The following is a 14,495-nucleotide window of genomic DNA, read 5'->3' as shown; positions in this document are numbered from 1 at the left end:
ACCGATCCGGTCGCCCAGGTCGGGGCCTCCGCGGCGGCCGGCGCACTGGCCGCCGCCAACATCAACAGCAGCCTGGCCATCGCGGACACCGACGCGGCCCTCCAGGGCTGAGATCTCAGCCCGTCACCCACTCGCCTCACCTTCATCGGTGAGGAAATCGATCTGCTTCCCGTCTGGAAAGTGATCAGTTTCCAGACGGTTCTCGGTCATGCCCACCAAGCAGGCAGCAGGAGCGTCGCGCCGAGGTCAACGCCCCCCTCCTCGGTTTCCTGAACGGCCGACCCCCCCCCACCAGATGGAGGACACGACAGTGTCGGAGCACAATCCCACGGACAAGAACACGACATCGCGACAGCGGGCCCTGGTGGTCGGCCTCGGGATCAGCGGGATCGCCTCCGCGCTGCGACTGCATCGCGCGGGCTGGGACGTGGTGGTACTGGAGAAGGCCCCCGAGCGGCGCCGCGGCGGCTACTTCATCGCCCTGTTCGGGACCGGGCTCGCCGCCGCCGAACGGCTGGGCTTCGCCGATGCGGTGCCGAATCGCTTCGCCCCGGAAGGCGTGAGCTACGCCGTCGACCGCGCGGACCGACGCCGCCCCGGTGTGAGCTACGCCGATGTGTTCGGCGGGTCTCGAATGGTACTGCGGGGCGACATCGAAGACGCGGCCTTCACCGCCCTGCCCGACGAGGTCGAGATCCGGTACTCGACCGTGCCGATCGCGCTGGACCAGGACCCCGACGGGGTGGACGTCGAGATCCGCGACCTGACGACGGAGACGACCAGCGTCGAACGGTTCGACCTGGTGGTCGGGGCAGACGGACTGCGCTCGACGGTGCGCCGGCTTGCGTTCGAGCCCGAGCAGAGCCCGATCCGTCGGCTGAACTACATGATCGCCGTGTACAGACTGCCCGAGCCGATACCCGGCTACCGCCCGCAGGACGGGCTGAGCATGATCGAGGCGGGCCGATCGGTGTGGGTGTTCTCGTTCGCCGACCGTATGCCGTCGGTGATGTTCTCCTACCGCACCGACGACGTGGACGCCGAGTTCACCCGGCCGGCCATCGACTCGCTGCGCGCCGCCTACGGCCCCCAGCCCACCGGCTCCACGCTCGGTTGGCTGCTCGACCAGTTCGAGAAGGCCCCGGACCACCTGTTCGACTCCGCCGAGCAGGTGCACCTCGACCACTGGCACCGCGGCCGAGTCGTGCTCGTCGGCGACGCCGCGTGGTGCCTGACCGTCTACTCCGCCATGGGGGCATCCACCGGCCTCGCCGGGGCGGACCTGCTCGGCACCATGCTGGAACGCCACCCCCACGACGTGCCACGGGCACTGCGGGACTGGGAGGACCGGCTGCGCCCGTTCATCGCCCACCATCTCGGCAGCGCTGTGGGCCAGCGCAGTTTCTTCACCCCGGGCAACCGCGCCGAGTCGCTGCTTCGGTCCGTGATGCTCCGCCTCGCCCGGCTGCCGGTCGCCGGCCGGCTGCTCGCCAGGACGAGGACCAACAGTGCGCAGATGAAAAGTCTGGATATCGCCGCTGCAGCGTGACTGGACTCTTCGCGTAACCCATCAAAGCGCAACCCATCAAATTCCACACGGCTATCAGCCATGCTCAAAGCAAGGGAAAGAAATGAGTACCACCATCGACCGCGGAGCGCCCGACTCCGGAAAGACAGACTCGGGCCTTCGCGGCTCCCATGCCGTGCGCTGGTGGGTGCTGGCCGTCATAGGCCTGGCGCAGCTCATGGTCATGCTCGATGCCACCGTCGTGAACATCGCGCTGCCCGAGGCGCAGCAGGACCTCGGCTTCAGCGACGGGAGCCGGCAGTGGGTCATCACGGGGTACGCCCTGGCGTTCGGCAGTTTGCTGCTGCTCGGCGGCCGACTCGGTGACCTGCTGGGCCGACGCACCCTCTTCGTGATCGGCCTGGCAGGTTTCGCGGCCGCGTCCATTCTCGGCGGCGCGGCCGGCAGCTTCGAGATCCTCGTCGCGGCACGCGTGGCCCAGGGCCTCTTCGCCGCACTGCTCGCGCCCGCCGCACTCTCGCTGCTGAGCGTGACCTTCACGGAGCCGTCCGAGAGGGCGAAGGCCTTCGGCATCTTCAGTGCGCTGGGCGGTGCGGGCGGCGCGGTCGGGCTGCTGGTCGGCGGCATGCTCACCGAATGGGCGTCGTGGCGCTGGGTGATGTACGTGAACGTCGTCTTCGCGGTCCCCGCCCTGATCGGTGCGTTGCTGCTGCTGGCCAAGCCCGTGATCACCCAGAAGCCCAAGCTCGACATCCCGGGCATCGTCGTGGTGAGCGCCGCGCTGTTCGCCGTCGTCTACGGGTTCGCGCACGTCGAGTCCACCAGCTGGACCGACCCTCTCGCCCTCGGCTCCATGATCACCGGCGCGGTGCTGCTCGCGGTGTTCGTGTGGCTGGAGTCCAGGGTCGCGCATCCGCTGCTGCCGCTGCGCGTCGTGCTGGACCGGACCCGCGGTGGTTCGTTCATGGCCGTGTTCGTCATCGGCATGGGAATGTTCTCGATCTTCCTGTTCCTGACCTACTACTTCGCGGCCAGTCTCGGCTACTCGCCGATCAAGACCGGTCTGGTGTACCTGCCGATGGTCGCGGCCGTCGTCGTCTCGTCGACCACCATGCCTGTGCTGGTGCTGCCCAAGGTCGGCCCGAAGATCGTGATCACCGCCGGCTTCCTGGTCGCCGCAGCCGGTATGGCCATGCTGACCCGGATCGAGCTGGACAGCGGCTACGCCACCGACATCATGCCCGGCATGATCCTTATGGGCCTCGGCCTCGGTAGCGTGATGACCACCGCGTTCCAGGGGGCGACCTCGGGCCTGCACCACGAGGACTCGGGTGTCGCCTCGGCACTGATCAACACCGGTCAGCAGGTGGGCGGTTCGATCAGTACGGCACTGCTGACCACGGTCGCCTCGTCGGCCGCGACCGACTACCTGACCTCGCACAAGCCCAGCGCGCTCGCCATGGCGCAGGCCGGGGTCGAGGGCTACACGGCCACCCTGGCGTGGGGCTCCGGGTTCTTCGTGGTCGGTGCGGTGATCGCGGCGCTCCTGATTCCGAACCGGGCCCTGGAGCCGTCCGAGGGCGAGCCCGTGATGGCCCACTGAGCCCCGCTCCAGCGGGAGCTGGCAGTCTTCTTCCTTGTGGCGATCATGGGGAACCTTCCGAGTCAGAGCGGGTCGAACGGACCGGGCGCGCCGAACGGTCCCCGGGCCGGTGATCCCGCCGCGCACATGATCGTGTGCGGTGACGACGGGCTCGCGCACCGGCTGGCCCACGAGCTGCGCAATGTGTACGGCGAGCACGTCACCCTCGTCGTCCCGCCCTCGGAACGCACCGTACGGCCGCCGGTGGTCGTACGGGCCGCCGGGACCGCGTCGGCGCTGCTCGACCGGATGTCCGCCGCCGTCAACCGGGCGGCGGGAAACGGAACCACGACGAACCAGACCGCTACGACTGCCGGCCAACCCGGGTCGCACACAGGGGTGTTGGAGGCCGACGAGCTGACCGAGGCCGTGCTCGCCGAGGCGGGCGCGGAACGGGCCGCCGCCCTGGCCCTCGTGTACGACGACGACGAGACCAACATCCGCGCCGCACTCACCGCCCGCCGCCTCAACCCACGCCTGCGCCTCGTACTGCGGCTCTACAACCGGCGGTTGGGCCAGCACATCGAGGAACTCCTCGACCAGGCAGCGGCGTTGGCGGCCCCGACCGCCGACGGTACGGACGGCGACGGTGACGGCGACGGCGGGGGCAGTGGTCCCGACGAGGACTTCGACGCGTCCACGACCGTACTGTCCGACGCCGACACCGCCGCCCCCGCGCTCGCCGCCACCGCGATCACCGGTACCAGCAAGGTCGTCCAGACCGACCGGCTGCTGCTGCGCGCGGTGGAACGGCAGCCGCCCGCGCCGGGCGAGGTCGCCGACCCGGGCCTGCACACCCTCGCCCTGCTCTCCGCCACCAGCAGCGACCCGGCCGGCGCCGACGGCTCCGAGAGCAGCGGCGCCCACGGGCCCCGGCTGCTCCCCGACGAGGCCGCGGTGGCGGCGGCGACCGGGCGCGGGACCGTCGTACTCCAGCAGGTGGCGTACGCGTACTCCGGGACGTCGATGTCGGCCGGGCGGGGGCGGGGCGTGGTGCCGCCGTTCGCCTCGATCTTCTCGCGCCGGCTGCGGTGGTCGCTGGCCGGGATGGTCGGGTGCGTGATCGCCCTCGCGATCGCGCTGTCCGCCGCCACCGGCGACCACCCCGTCCACGCCACCTACCTGACCCTCCTCGACCTCTTCGCCATCAACGACCCCGCGCTCGGGGCCTCCATGTCCCGCCAGATCCTCCAACTCCTGTCCGGGCTGGTCGGGTTGCTGTTGCTGCCGGTACTGCTGGCCGCCGTCCTCGAGGCGCTCGGTACGTTCCGCAGCGCGTCGGCGGTACGGAAGCCGCCGCGCGGGCTGAGCGGGCACGTGGTCCTCCTCGGACTCGGCAAGATCGGCACCCGGGTGCTGACCCGGCTGCGCGAACTCGACATCCCGGTGGTGTGCGTCGAGGCCGACCCCGAGGCACGCGGGCTCGCGACGGCTCGGCGGCTGCGGGTGCCGGTGGTGCTGGGCGACGTGACCCAGGAGGGCGTCCTGGAGGCCGCGAAGGTCAACCGCGCCCAGGCCCTCCTCGCCCTCACCAGCGCCGACACCACGAACCTGGAGGCGGTGCTGTACGGGCGTTCTGTACGGCCCGACCTGCGCGTCGTCCTGCGTCTGTACGACGACGACTTCGCCACCGCCGTGTACCGCACCCTGCGGGCGGCGCACCCCGGGGCGACCACCCGCAGCCGGAGCGTCTCGCATCTGGCGGCGCCCGCGTTCGCCGGGGCGATGATGGGGCGTCAGACGCAGATCCTGGGCACGATTCCCGTCGAGCGGCGGGTGTTGCTGTTCGCGGCGATGCGGGTGGGCGGGCATGTGCAGTTGGAGGGGCGGACGGTGGGGGAGGCGTTTCGGGCGGGGTCCTGGCGGGTGTTGGCGTTGGACACGGGGGTGGGGGCGGTCGGGGAGGACGGGCGGCCGTCGGGGCTGGTGTGGGATCTGCCGGCGACGTATGTGCTGCGGGCGGAGGACCGGGTGGTGCTGGCGGCGACGCGGCGGGGGTTGGCGGAACTGTTGGGGAGGCGACGGGGTGAGCGGGCGGGGGCGTAGTTTCCCCCGCTCCTCAAACGCCGGAGGGGCTGAGTAGTTCAGCCCGTCCGGCGTTTGAGGACGAGCGCGTTCAGCGCGAAGGGGGGTCTGGGGGCGCAGCCCCCAGGGACAGGATGGGACGGGTAGGGGCGGCGGGGGCGAAGGAAATCCGTTACGACCCCAGATGCCGCTCCACGAACTCCATTTCCAACCGGACCTGCTTGATGCGCTCGTCCACAACCAGCGATCCGTGCCCGGCGTCATAGCGGTACACCTCGTGTACCGCCCCCCGCTTCTCCAGCCGCTTCACATAGTTGTCGATCTGCCGAATCGGACAGCGCGGGTCGTTCACCCCCGCCGAGATGTACACCGGCGCCCGCACCGCGTCGACATACGTCAACGGCGACGACGCCTCGAACCGTTCCGGAACCTCCTCCGGCGTACCCCCCAGCAGCGTCCGGTCCATCGCCTTCAGCGCCTCCATCTCGTCGTGGTACGCCGTGACGTAGTCCGCGACCGGCACCGCCGCAAGGCCCAGCGCCCACGCCTCGGGCTGGACACCGAGGCCGAGCAGCGTGAGGTAGCCGCCCCAGGAACCGCCGGTCAGGATCAGCCGGTCCGGGTCCGCGAGGCCCGAGGTGACCGCCCATTCCCGGACCGCCGCGATGTCCTCCAGCTCGATCAGACCGACCCGGTGCTTGAGGGCGTCCGTCCACTCACGCCCGTACCCGGTGGAGCCCCGGTAGTTGACTCGCACCACCGCGTACCCCTGGTCGACCCAGGCCGCCGGGCCCGCCGCGAACGAGTCGCTGTCGTGCCAGGTGGGCCCGCCGTGAATGTCGAAGACGGTCGGGAACGGCCCGGACGCTCCCGCCGGTTTCTGGACCAGGGCGTGGATGCGGCCCCCGGGCCCCTCCACCCACACGTCCTCCACCGGCACCGAACCCGGCGACTTCGGCCCGGGCGGGTCCAGGACCACCGCTCCGGTCGTCGAGCGCACCGACGACGGCTGCGCCGACGACGACCACAGGTACTCCACGCTGCCGTCGGGCCGGGCCGTCGCCCCCGAGACCGTGCCGGCCGGCGTCGGCACCCTCACCAGCTCACGCGAGGCCAGGTCGTAGCGGAACAGTTCGCTGCGCGCCTCGAAGCCGTGCACGACGAGCAGCCCGGAGCCGTCCGGATACCACTCCGCGCTCACGTCACCCGGCAGGTCGAGGGCGAGGTCCGTCTCCTCCCCGGTCGCCACGTCCCAGACGAGGGGCTCCCAGCGCCCGCGCCGCTGATGCCCGACGAGCAGCCGCGCATCGCCCTCCACCGGCGCGAAGCCCAGCACCTCCAGGCCCAGTTCCTTCGCACCTCCCTTGGTGTCGTCGAGCTCGGCGACCGTCGTACCGTCCGGGCGCACGACGCGCAGCGCCGAGTGCATCGCGTCGCCGTGCTCCGTGTGCTCGATCGCGATCAGCGAACCGTCGTGCGAGAGGTCCCCGACGCCCGCCGACTCGCGGTGCCGGTAGATCTCCACCGGGGGCGCACCTGCCACCGAGAGGTGGATCGTCGTACCGTCCTCGTCGGTCGAGCGCCCCACGACCGCCGTACGGCCGTCCCGGCCCAGCGCGAGCCCCGCCGGGTAGGAGGCCGCCAGACCGGGGGTCGCCGGCTCGTCCTCGCCGCCCTCGGCCGCGCCCCCGAACGGCTGCCGGCGCCATACGCCGTACTCGTCGCCGTCCTTGTCGTCAAACCACCAGATCCACTCGCCGTCGGGCGACAGCACGCCGTCCGTCGTGCCGTTCGGGCGGTCGGTCACCTGGCGCTGCTCTCCCGTGGCGCGGTCCCAGGCGTACAGCTCGTACGTCCCCGTCGCGTTGGACACGAACAGGGACCGGTCCGGCGCGTCCTCCGCCCAGTCGGGCAGCGACACCCGCGGCGCCCGGAACCGCTTCTCCCAGTCCGGCACGGCCGTGTCCGGCGTGAGGGTGTCCGGCGTGGTGGTGCTCGGCATGGACCCGTTGCTCTCAGTCATGGCCCCATATTGCCCGCCCACCACGACATTCCGCCGCCGAGGTCCCCAGCCTGTGGAAAACTCCGCGGGCGAGGCGACCGAGATATCCACAGGCCGAAGCCGATGTCAGTGCCGGGGTGCAGACTCTGCCGCATGACCGACACCACCGATCTGCGCGAGACAACCGATCTCCGCCTCCGCGAGACAGTTGAGAGGTTCTGGGCCACCGCCGAGGACCGCGACTGGGACGCGTTCGCCGACACCCTGGCCGACGACGTCGTCTACACCATGCCCCAGACCCGCGAGCGGATCAGCGGAAAGGAGCGGTTCGTCCGCTTCAACCGCGAGTATCCGAGCGACTGGCACCTGCGGACGGAACGCGTGGTCGCCGAACCGGGGCAGGTCGTCACCTGGCTGCGCTTCACCGTGGGCACGCAGGAGATGGACGCCCTGACCTTCTTCACCGGTGACGGAGAGGGGCGCATAGCCACCGTCACCGACTTCTGGCCCGAGCCCTACGAGCCCCCGGCGAGCCGGGACCACCTGGCGGCACTGACGGAACGGTACTGACGCGACCGTACTGACCCCGCGAGCCCGGCGCCCGCCCCCGCCCCGTACCTTGGGAGGCGTGTACCGGTTTCTGCTGACGCCCCGTTGGTGGGGGATCAACGTCTTCGTGCTGCTCGCCATCCCCTTCTGTGTGTTCATGGGGTCGTGGCAGCTGAGCCGGTTCGAGGACCGGGTGCAGGACCACAGGACCGCCACCGAGGAGGTCTCCGCCGAGAAGGAGGAGGCCGCACGGCCACTGGCCGAGCTGCTGCCCGTCGACAAGAAGACCTCCGGCGACCGCGTCACCGTCAGCGGACGGTACGGCAGGCAACTGCTCGTTCCCGACCGGCAGCTCGACGACCGCGAGGGCTTCTACGTGCTGACCCTGCTGCGCACCGACGAGGGCAAGGCACTGCCCGTCGTACGCGGCTGGCTGCCCGGGAGCGCCGACACCGCGAAGGCTCCCGCCCCGCCCGCCGGGGAGGTCACCGTCACCGGCGCGCTCCAGGCGTCCGAGACACCGGGGTCCAACGGGGTGAGCGCGGCCGGGGGCCTGCCCGCGGGGCAGACCGGCGCGATCAGCGCGGCCTCGCTGGTGAACCTCGTGCCGTACGACGTGTACGACGCCTGGGTGACCCTCGACAAGGGCGACTCGGGGATGCGGGCCGTACCGGCGACCGCGCCCGCGGACACCGGGCTCGACCTGAAGGCGTTCCAGAACCTCGGCTACACCGGTGAGTGGTTCGTCTTCGCGGGGTTCGTCGTCTTCATGTGGTTCCGGCTGGTGCGCCGCGAGGTGGAGTTCGCCCGGGACGCGGAGCTGGGGCTCACGCCCACGGAGGAACCCGCACGGGAAGGCGCCCCCGCCTGACCCGCCTGACCCCGGTCACGTGGTCTCACGTGGTCCGGTCCGATTACGTGGTCTCCGCCAGGACGCCCGTCTTGTACACCACGCCCGCGCACGCGTTCGCCACCGTCGCCGTCACCGTGGGCGAGCCGGCGTCCGTCGTGTAGGACACCGCCACGCTGCCGTCGGCCGGGGTGCCGTCCTCCGTGACCAACTGCGTCGAGGGGCCGCCGTCGCCGCCCTCGGTGGTCGTGGTCGTGTCGGGGCTCTCGGTCGGCGTGGGGCTCGGCGACTCGGTGGGGCCGCCGGTGGTGCCGCCGTCGGTGGTGGTGCCGGTCGTGGGACACGCCTCCGAGGGCACCCAGGCGAACTGGACCGTGTAGGCCGCGCCGGGCTGCAGCACCAGTCCGCTGACCGCGAGGGACGGGTCGGGCAGGTTGACGGCCGCGTCACCCGCGGAGTGGGCGGCGCTGCTCACCTTCGTCGGGTCGGCCGCGCCCTGCGCCGTGGTCGCCACGGTGCCGTCGCCGCTGACCGTGCAGGGGGTGGTGGAGACGTTGACGACGCGAAACGTGCCGTAGACCGCTCCGGTGGCGTCGGGGTCGCCGACCGAGCCGGTGGCCGAGCCCAGCTGGGTCGCCTCGCAGGTCGCCGGGGGGCCCGGAGTGTCCATCGGGCTGGTGGCCCCGGTCGTGCTGCCGCCGCTGCCGCCCTTGTCCGGGGTGGCAGCGCCGCCCGAGGGGACGCTGCTCGACGGCTTGCTCTCGACCGAGCCGGAGGTGTTGCCGCCGGAGGTGCTCTCGCCGCCGTCCGGGCCCGTGCTGCTGTTCTTGTCCTCCTTGGTCTGCGAGCCGTGGCCCGCGATGACGGAGGGGTCGGACGCGGTACCGGTCACATTCGAGACGTGCAGCAAAGCCGGGACGGCCGTGCCGATGAGCAGCGCGGCGGCGGCCATGCCGATGGCGGCGTGCCGCTTGCGGGCCCGGCGGGCGGGCACGGCACGTCGAAGGTGTTCCAGCACGGCGTCGGTTGGCTGAATTTGGCCCACCGCCTGGTGCAGCATCCTCCGCAGTGCCAGCTCTTCCGAGTCGAGCCCGTCCAGGCTCTGGTCGTCGGGGCCGTGGTTCACAGTTCCGTTCCCAGCGTGCGATTGCGTGTGCTCTTGCTCGTGGCGACCTGGTCCATGGACTCCGGCCGGCCAACTCCCGTTGGATCGGGCCCCGTTGGAAGAAACCCTACCGGCCCGGAATTCCCCGGTCCGGAAACCGCCGCTCCCCGCGCCGGCACCCCCGGCCCCCCGAAGCCCACCGGCTCCCGGCCCCCGGCTCCGGAGCCCATGGACCTGCCCCCAGCCCTGATCGGGGTCCGGGCCCTGGCCCTGGTCCTGGTCCTGGCCCTGGCCCTGGTCCCGATCCTGGCCCTCGTCCTGGTCCTGGCCTTGACTCCAGTCCTCGCCCTGAACCCGACTCCGGCCCTGGCCCTGGCTCTCGCCCGGTTCCTGCGCCTGCGCCTGTGCTTGATCCTGATCCCCGGCCGGATCCCGCTCGTGCCCCGGCCCCGTTCCCGGCCCCGTTCCTTGCCCCGGCCCCCGCTCCCACTCCCGTTCCCGGTCCTGGTCGCTCATGCCGGTTCCTCCATGGCGATGCGCAGCGCGGCGATCCCCCGCGAGCCGTACGCCTTCACCGAGCCGAGCGATATGCCGAGCGTCTCGGCGACCTGGGCCTCGGTCATGTCCGCGAAGTAGCGCAGGACGAGGACCTCGCGCTGGCGGCGCTGGAGACCCTTCATCGCCTTGATGAGGGAGTCGCGTTCCAGCAGGTCGTACGCCCCCTCCTCGGCGCTCGCCATGTCCGGCATCGGCTTGGACAGGAGCTTCAGGCCGAGGATGCGGCGGCGCAGCGCGGAGCGGGAGAGGTTCACCACCGTCTGGCGCAGATAGGCGAGCGTCTTCTCCGGGTCACGGACGCGCTTGCGTGCCGAGTGGACCCGTATGAAGGCCTCCTGGACGACGTCCTCGCAGGAGGCGGTGTCGTCGAGGAGGAGCGCGGCGAGGCCGAGGAGGGAGCGGTAGTGGGCGCGGTACGTCTCGGTCAGGTGATCGACCGTGGTTCCCGCCGCCGCGCTGTCGTCGACGCCTTCACGCTGATTGGGTATGCGGGCCGGCCGCGCTGCGGGCATCGGCGCGATCACCGGCAGGCCGCCGGGCGCCCCGGGCACGCGGAGTCGGCGCGGTGGACGCAGGGCGCTGCCGCGCGTCGCCGCTCTGAAGTCGAGTACCTCTGCCACGCATGTTGGACACGCCTACCCTCATCAGGGTTGTACGCATCCGGCATCATTCTTGCGTCATCCGACACAGCCACCCTCATGCGTCCCGCTCTTCCCCTAAATCCAAGGTGACCGTTGCGTCCCCACGCATGGTCACGGCGTCCCCACGCCCCGGAAGGACGACCGCAAAGACGCTCCCCGCCCTTCGCGTGGTTGCGGAGGGCGGGGAGCAAAATCCTCGAACGCCGAAGGTCCCGGGTCCCGGATGCGGACTTTTGTCGGACCGCACCTCAGTTCTCACGTGAATCCTACAAACGTTTTATGCCACCACCAGAGCGATTTCCGCCAAGATCAACAAATCGTGACCCACCGGAGGGATTCGTCAGGCCTGCTCGGCCGCCACCAGCTCGGCGATCTGTGCGGTGTTGAGCGCTGATCCCTTGCGCAAATTGTCCCCGCACACGAAGAGCTCCAGGGCGGTCGGGTCGTCCAGTGACCGCCGGACCCTGCCGACCCAGGTCGGATCCGTGCCGACGACGTCGACGGGGGTCGGGAACTCCCCCGCGTCCGGGTTGTCGAACAGGACGACTCCGGGGGCGGTCGCGATGATCTCCCGCGCACCGGCGACGGTGACCTCGCCCTGGAAGCGGGCGTGGACGGTCAGCGCGTGCGCGGTGACGACCGGCACGCGTACGCAGGTCACGGCGACGGGGAGGGCGGGCAGCCCGAGAACCTTGCGGGACTCGTCCCGCAGCTGCATCTCGTCCGACGACCAGCCGTCGGCGCGCGCCGAACCGGCCCACGGTACGACGTTCAGCGCGACCGGCTCCGGGAACGGGCCCGTCCCGTCGCCCACGGCACGCCGTACGTCTCCGGGGCTGGTCCCCAGTTCCGTACCGGCGACCAGGGACAGTTGCCGTCGCAGGGTGTCGACGCCGGCCCGGCCGGCCCCGCTCACCGCCTGGTAGGTGGAGACCACCAGCTCACGCAGGCCGTACTCGGCGTGCAGCGCGCCGAGGGCGACGATCATGGACAGGGTGGTGCAGTGCGGGGTGGCGATGATCCCGCGAGGGCGCTGCCGGATGGCGTGCGGATTGACCTCCGGGACGACCAGAGGCACGTCCGGGTCCATCCGAAAGACGGCGGAGTTGTCGATCACGACGACACCCTTGGCGGCGGCGAGGGGCGCCCACTGCTCGGCGATGTCGTCCGGGACATCGAACATGGCGACGTCGACGCCGTCGAAGGCCTCCTCCGACAGCGCCACGACCTCGACCTCCTCCCCACGCACGGTCAACTTGCGACCGACGGAACGCGGAGAGGCAACGAGCCGGATCTCGCCCCAGATATCAGCATGCTGAGACAAAATCTGCAGCATGACGGCACCAACGGTGCCGGTGGCCCCCACGACGGCAAGAGTGGGCCGCGAGAACCCCGCACTCACGAGGACCACCCCACCCGCGAGGCACGCACCCCGGACACGAAGGCCCGGGGCTCGGCGTCCGCCCCGGACACGGAGGCCTCGGTCGCGGTGGTCACCCCGGACACGGACGCGTCGGTCGCGGTGGTCACCCCGGACACGGAGGCCTGGATCGGGACAGCCACCCCGGACACGAAGGCCCGGGGCACGGCAGCCGCCCCGGACACGGACACCTGGGACGCGGTAGTCACCCCGGACACGGAGGCCTGGATCGGGACAGCCACCCCGGACACGAAGGCCTCGGTCGCGGTAGTCACCCCGGACACGGAGGCCTGGATCGGGACAGCCACCCCGGACACGAAGGCCCGGGGCACGGCAGCCGCCCCGGACACGGACACCTGGGACGCGGTAGTCACCCCGGACGCGGTGCCCTGGGGCGGGACAGCCACCCCGGACGCGGTGCCCTGGGGCGGGACAGCCACCCCGGACGCGGTGCCCTGGGGCGGGACAGCCACCCCGGACGCGGTGCCCTGGGGCGGGACAGCCACCCCGGACGCGGGGCCCTGGGGCGGGACAGGCGCCCCGGGCGCGGAGGCGCGGGGCGCGGGAGCCTGCCCAGCCACGGACGGCCGGGGAACAGCACCCGACCCCGACACGGACAACCGGCTCGGGGTCGGCTCTGGGCCGGCCGACGCCCCCGCGTCGAGCGCAGGCGGCCGGGAACCGGTCAGCCCAGGCCCCGCAGCCAGCCGCGCCCCCGCTGGTCGCGGATCGGACCAGTCGGCGGCGTCGGTGGGCCAGCTGTGCCTGGGCTGTCGGGGCATGGCCATCAGCGGCCGGTGCCTCCGTAGACCACCGCTTCGTCGCTGTCGGAGTCGAGGCCGAACGCCGAGTGGACCGCGCGGACGGCCTCCGGGACGTCGTCCTGGCGGGTGACGACCGAGATGCGGATCTCGGAGGTCGAGATCAGCTCGATGTTCACGCCCGCGTCGGACAGCGCCTGGAAGAAGGACGCGGTGACCCCCGGGTTGGTCTTCATCCCCGCGCCGACCAGCGAGATCTTGCCGATCTGGTCGTCGTAGCGCAGCGAGTCGAAGCCGATTCCGCCCTTCGCCTTCTCCAGGGCGTCGATGGCCTTGCGGCCCTCTGCCTTGGGGAGGGTGAAGGAGATGTCCGTCAGGCCCGTCGACGCCGCCGACACGTTCTGCACGATCATGTCGATGTTGATCTCCGCGTCCGCGATGGCACGGAAGATCACCGCGGCCTCACCCGGCTTGTCCGGAACCCCGACGACCGTGATCTTGGCTTCGGAGACGTCGTGGGCGACTCCGGAGATGATGGCGTGCTCCACCTGCTGGTCCCCTTGCGACTCGGGCTTCTCGTTGCTGACCCAGGTGCCCGGCAGTCCCGAGAAGGACGATCGGACGTGGATCGGGATGTCGTAACGACGGGCGTACTCCACACACCGGTGGAGCAGCACCTTGGAGCCGGACGCGGCCAGCTCCAGCATGTCCTCGGAGGAGATCCAGTCGATCTTCCGGGCCTTCTTCACCACACGCGGGTCGGCGGTGAACACACCGTCGACGTCCGTGTAGATCTCGCACACCTCGGCGTCCAGCGCCGCGGCGAGCGCGACAGCCGTGGTGTCGGAACCACCGCGACCCAGGGTCGTGATGTCCTTCTTGTCCTGGCTGACGCCCTGGAACCCGGCGACGATGGCGATGTTGCCCTCGTCCAGCGCGGTCCGGATACGGCCCGGCGTGACGTCGATGATCCGGGCTTTGTTGTGGACCGAGTCGGTGATGACGCCTGCCTGGCTACCGGTGAACGACTGGGCCTCGTGGCCCAGGTTTTTGATCGCCATGGCCAGCAGTGCCATGGAGATCCGCTCTCCGGCGGTCAGCAGCATGTCGAATTCACGCCCGGCAGGCATCGGAGACACCTGCTCGGCGAGATCGATCAGCTCGTCCGTCGTGTCGCCCATCGCGGAAACGACGACGACCACTTGGTGGCCGTTCTTCTTCGCTTCCACGATTCGCTTGGCGACGCGCTTGATGCCCTCGGCATCGGCTACGGATGAGCCTCCGTACTTCTGCACGACAAGGCCCACGTGCGCTCCTCGCTCAGTCCGTCTGCGGTCGGCTCAGTCTAACGAGCGGCCGAATTCCCCCCTTGGGGTATCGCATGGTGAGATGTCCCGCTCACCCAGCGATCTTC

11 protein-coding genes and 1 pseudogene are annotated in these 14,495 nt (G+C 71.0%); 6 read left to right on the top strand and 6 right to left on the bottom strand.

Translation table 11 applies throughout. From position 1 onward, the window contains the following. From ABZ855_RS42945 to ABZ855_RS42930, 4 genes and pseudogenes are all read left to right on the top strand, one after another. Positions 1-111 (top strand): annotated as a pseudogene (locus ABZ855_RS42945) (NAD(P)/FAD-dependent oxidoreductase); the annotation flags it as partial. Positions 112-310: 199 nt separating this feature from the next. Next, entirely contained in the window at positions 311-1,549 is a 1,239-nt protein-coding gene (locus ABZ855_RS42940) for an FAD-dependent monooxygenase (RefSeq protein ID WP_360817635.1), read from the top strand. Positions 1,550-1,631: 82 nt separating this feature from the next. After that, positions 1,632-3,131, top strand: coding sequence for an MFS transporter (locus tag ABZ855_RS42935; RefSeq protein WP_360817632.1), 1,500 nt, complete (start codon positions 1,632-1,634; stop codon positions 3,129-3,131). Between the two features lie 126 nt (positions 3,132-3,257). Continuing rightward, positions 3,258-5,216: an NAD-binding protein gene (locus tag ABZ855_RS42930; protein ID WP_360817639.1), complete on the top strand. Its 1,959-nt coding sequence runs from the start codon at positions 3,258-3,260 to the stop codon at positions 5,214-5,216. A gap of 151 nt (positions 5,217-5,367) precedes the next feature. Here the strand turns inward: ABZ855_RS42930 and ABZ855_RS42925 are convergent, their stop codons facing one another. Further along, complete coding sequence (locus ABZ855_RS42925) at positions 5,368-7,218, bottom strand: prolyl oligopeptidase family serine peptidase (RefSeq protein WP_360817629.1); 1,851 nt, start codon at positions 7,216-7,218, stop codon at positions 5,368-5,370. Between the two features lie 132 nt (positions 7,219-7,350). Here ABZ855_RS42925 and ABZ855_RS42920 point away from each other — a divergent pair, with 132 nt between their 5' ends. Further along, positions 7,351-7,767, top strand: coding sequence for a nuclear transport factor 2 family protein (locus tag ABZ855_RS42920; protein WP_360817626.1), 417 nt, complete (start codon positions 7,351-7,353; stop codon positions 7,765-7,767). 58 nt (positions 7,768-7,825) lie between these two features. Then, positions 7,826-8,617, top strand: a complete 792-nt coding sequence (locus ABZ855_RS42915) for an SURF1 family protein (RefSeq protein ID WP_360817623.1) — start codon at positions 7,826-7,828, stop codon at positions 8,615-8,617. Between the two features lie 43 nt (positions 8,618-8,660). On the opposite strand, the gene ABZ855_RS42910 is transcribed toward ABZ855_RS42915, so the two are convergent. The 5 genes from ABZ855_RS42910 to ABZ855_RS42890 form a co-directional block, all read right to left on the bottom strand. Continuing rightward, the gene (locus ABZ855_RS42910; RefSeq protein WP_360817620.1) at positions 8,661-9,722 is read right to left on the bottom strand and encodes a hypothetical protein; all 1,062 of its coding nucleotides are present in this window, start codon (positions 9,720-9,722) and stop codon (positions 8,661-8,663) included. A gap of 491 nt (positions 9,723-10,213) precedes the next feature. Next, positions 10,214-10,879: a SigE family RNA polymerase sigma factor gene (locus ABZ855_RS42905; protein WP_360817617.1), complete on the bottom strand. Its 666-nt coding sequence runs from the start codon at positions 10,877-10,879 to the stop codon at positions 10,214-10,216. Positions 10,880-11,240: 361 nt separating this feature from the next. After that, positions 11,241-12,311, bottom strand: a complete 1,071-nt coding sequence (locus ABZ855_RS42900; protein WP_360817613.1) for an aspartate-semialdehyde dehydrogenase — start codon at positions 12,309-12,311, stop codon at positions 11,241-11,243. Then, entirely contained in the window at positions 12,299-12,793 is a 495-nt protein-coding gene (locus ABZ855_RS42895; RefSeq protein ID WP_360817610.1) for a hypothetical protein, read from the bottom strand. The genes ABZ855_RS42900 and ABZ855_RS42895 overlap by 13 nt, the downstream gene beginning before the upstream one ends. Positions 12,794-13,107: 314 nt before the next feature. Then, a complete protein-coding gene (locus ABZ855_RS42890) occupies positions 13,108-14,388 on the bottom strand; it encodes an aspartate kinase (protein ID WP_319205603.1) in 1,281 nt (426 codons plus the stop codon). Between the last annotated feature and the right edge of the window lie 107 nt (positions 14,389-14,495).

Origin of the sequence: Streptomyces sp. NPDC047042 (assembly GCF_040644035.1) — a bacterium.
Taxonomy (GTDB): Bacteria; Actinomycetota; Actinomycetes; order Streptomycetales; family Streptomycetaceae; genus Streptomyces.
This window is presented reverse-complemented; position numbering and strand designations above follow the sequence as displayed.

Coding starts and splice junctions, on each gene's coding strand:
- ABZ855_RS42935 (WP_360817632.1), top strand. CDS start 1,632: ATGAGTACCACCATCGACCGCGGAGCGCCCGACTCCGGAAAGACAGAC.
- ABZ855_RS42930 (WP_360817639.1), top strand. CDS start 3,258: ATGATCGTGTGCGGTGACGACGGGCTCGCGCACCGGCTGGCCCACGAG.
- ABZ855_RS42925 (WP_360817629.1), bottom strand. CDS start 7,218: ATGACTGAGAGCAACGGGTCCATGCCGAGCACCACCACGCCGGACACC.
- ABZ855_RS42920 (WP_360817626.1), top strand. CDS start 7,351: ATGACCGACACCACCGATCTGCGCGAGACAACCGATCTCCGCCTCCGC.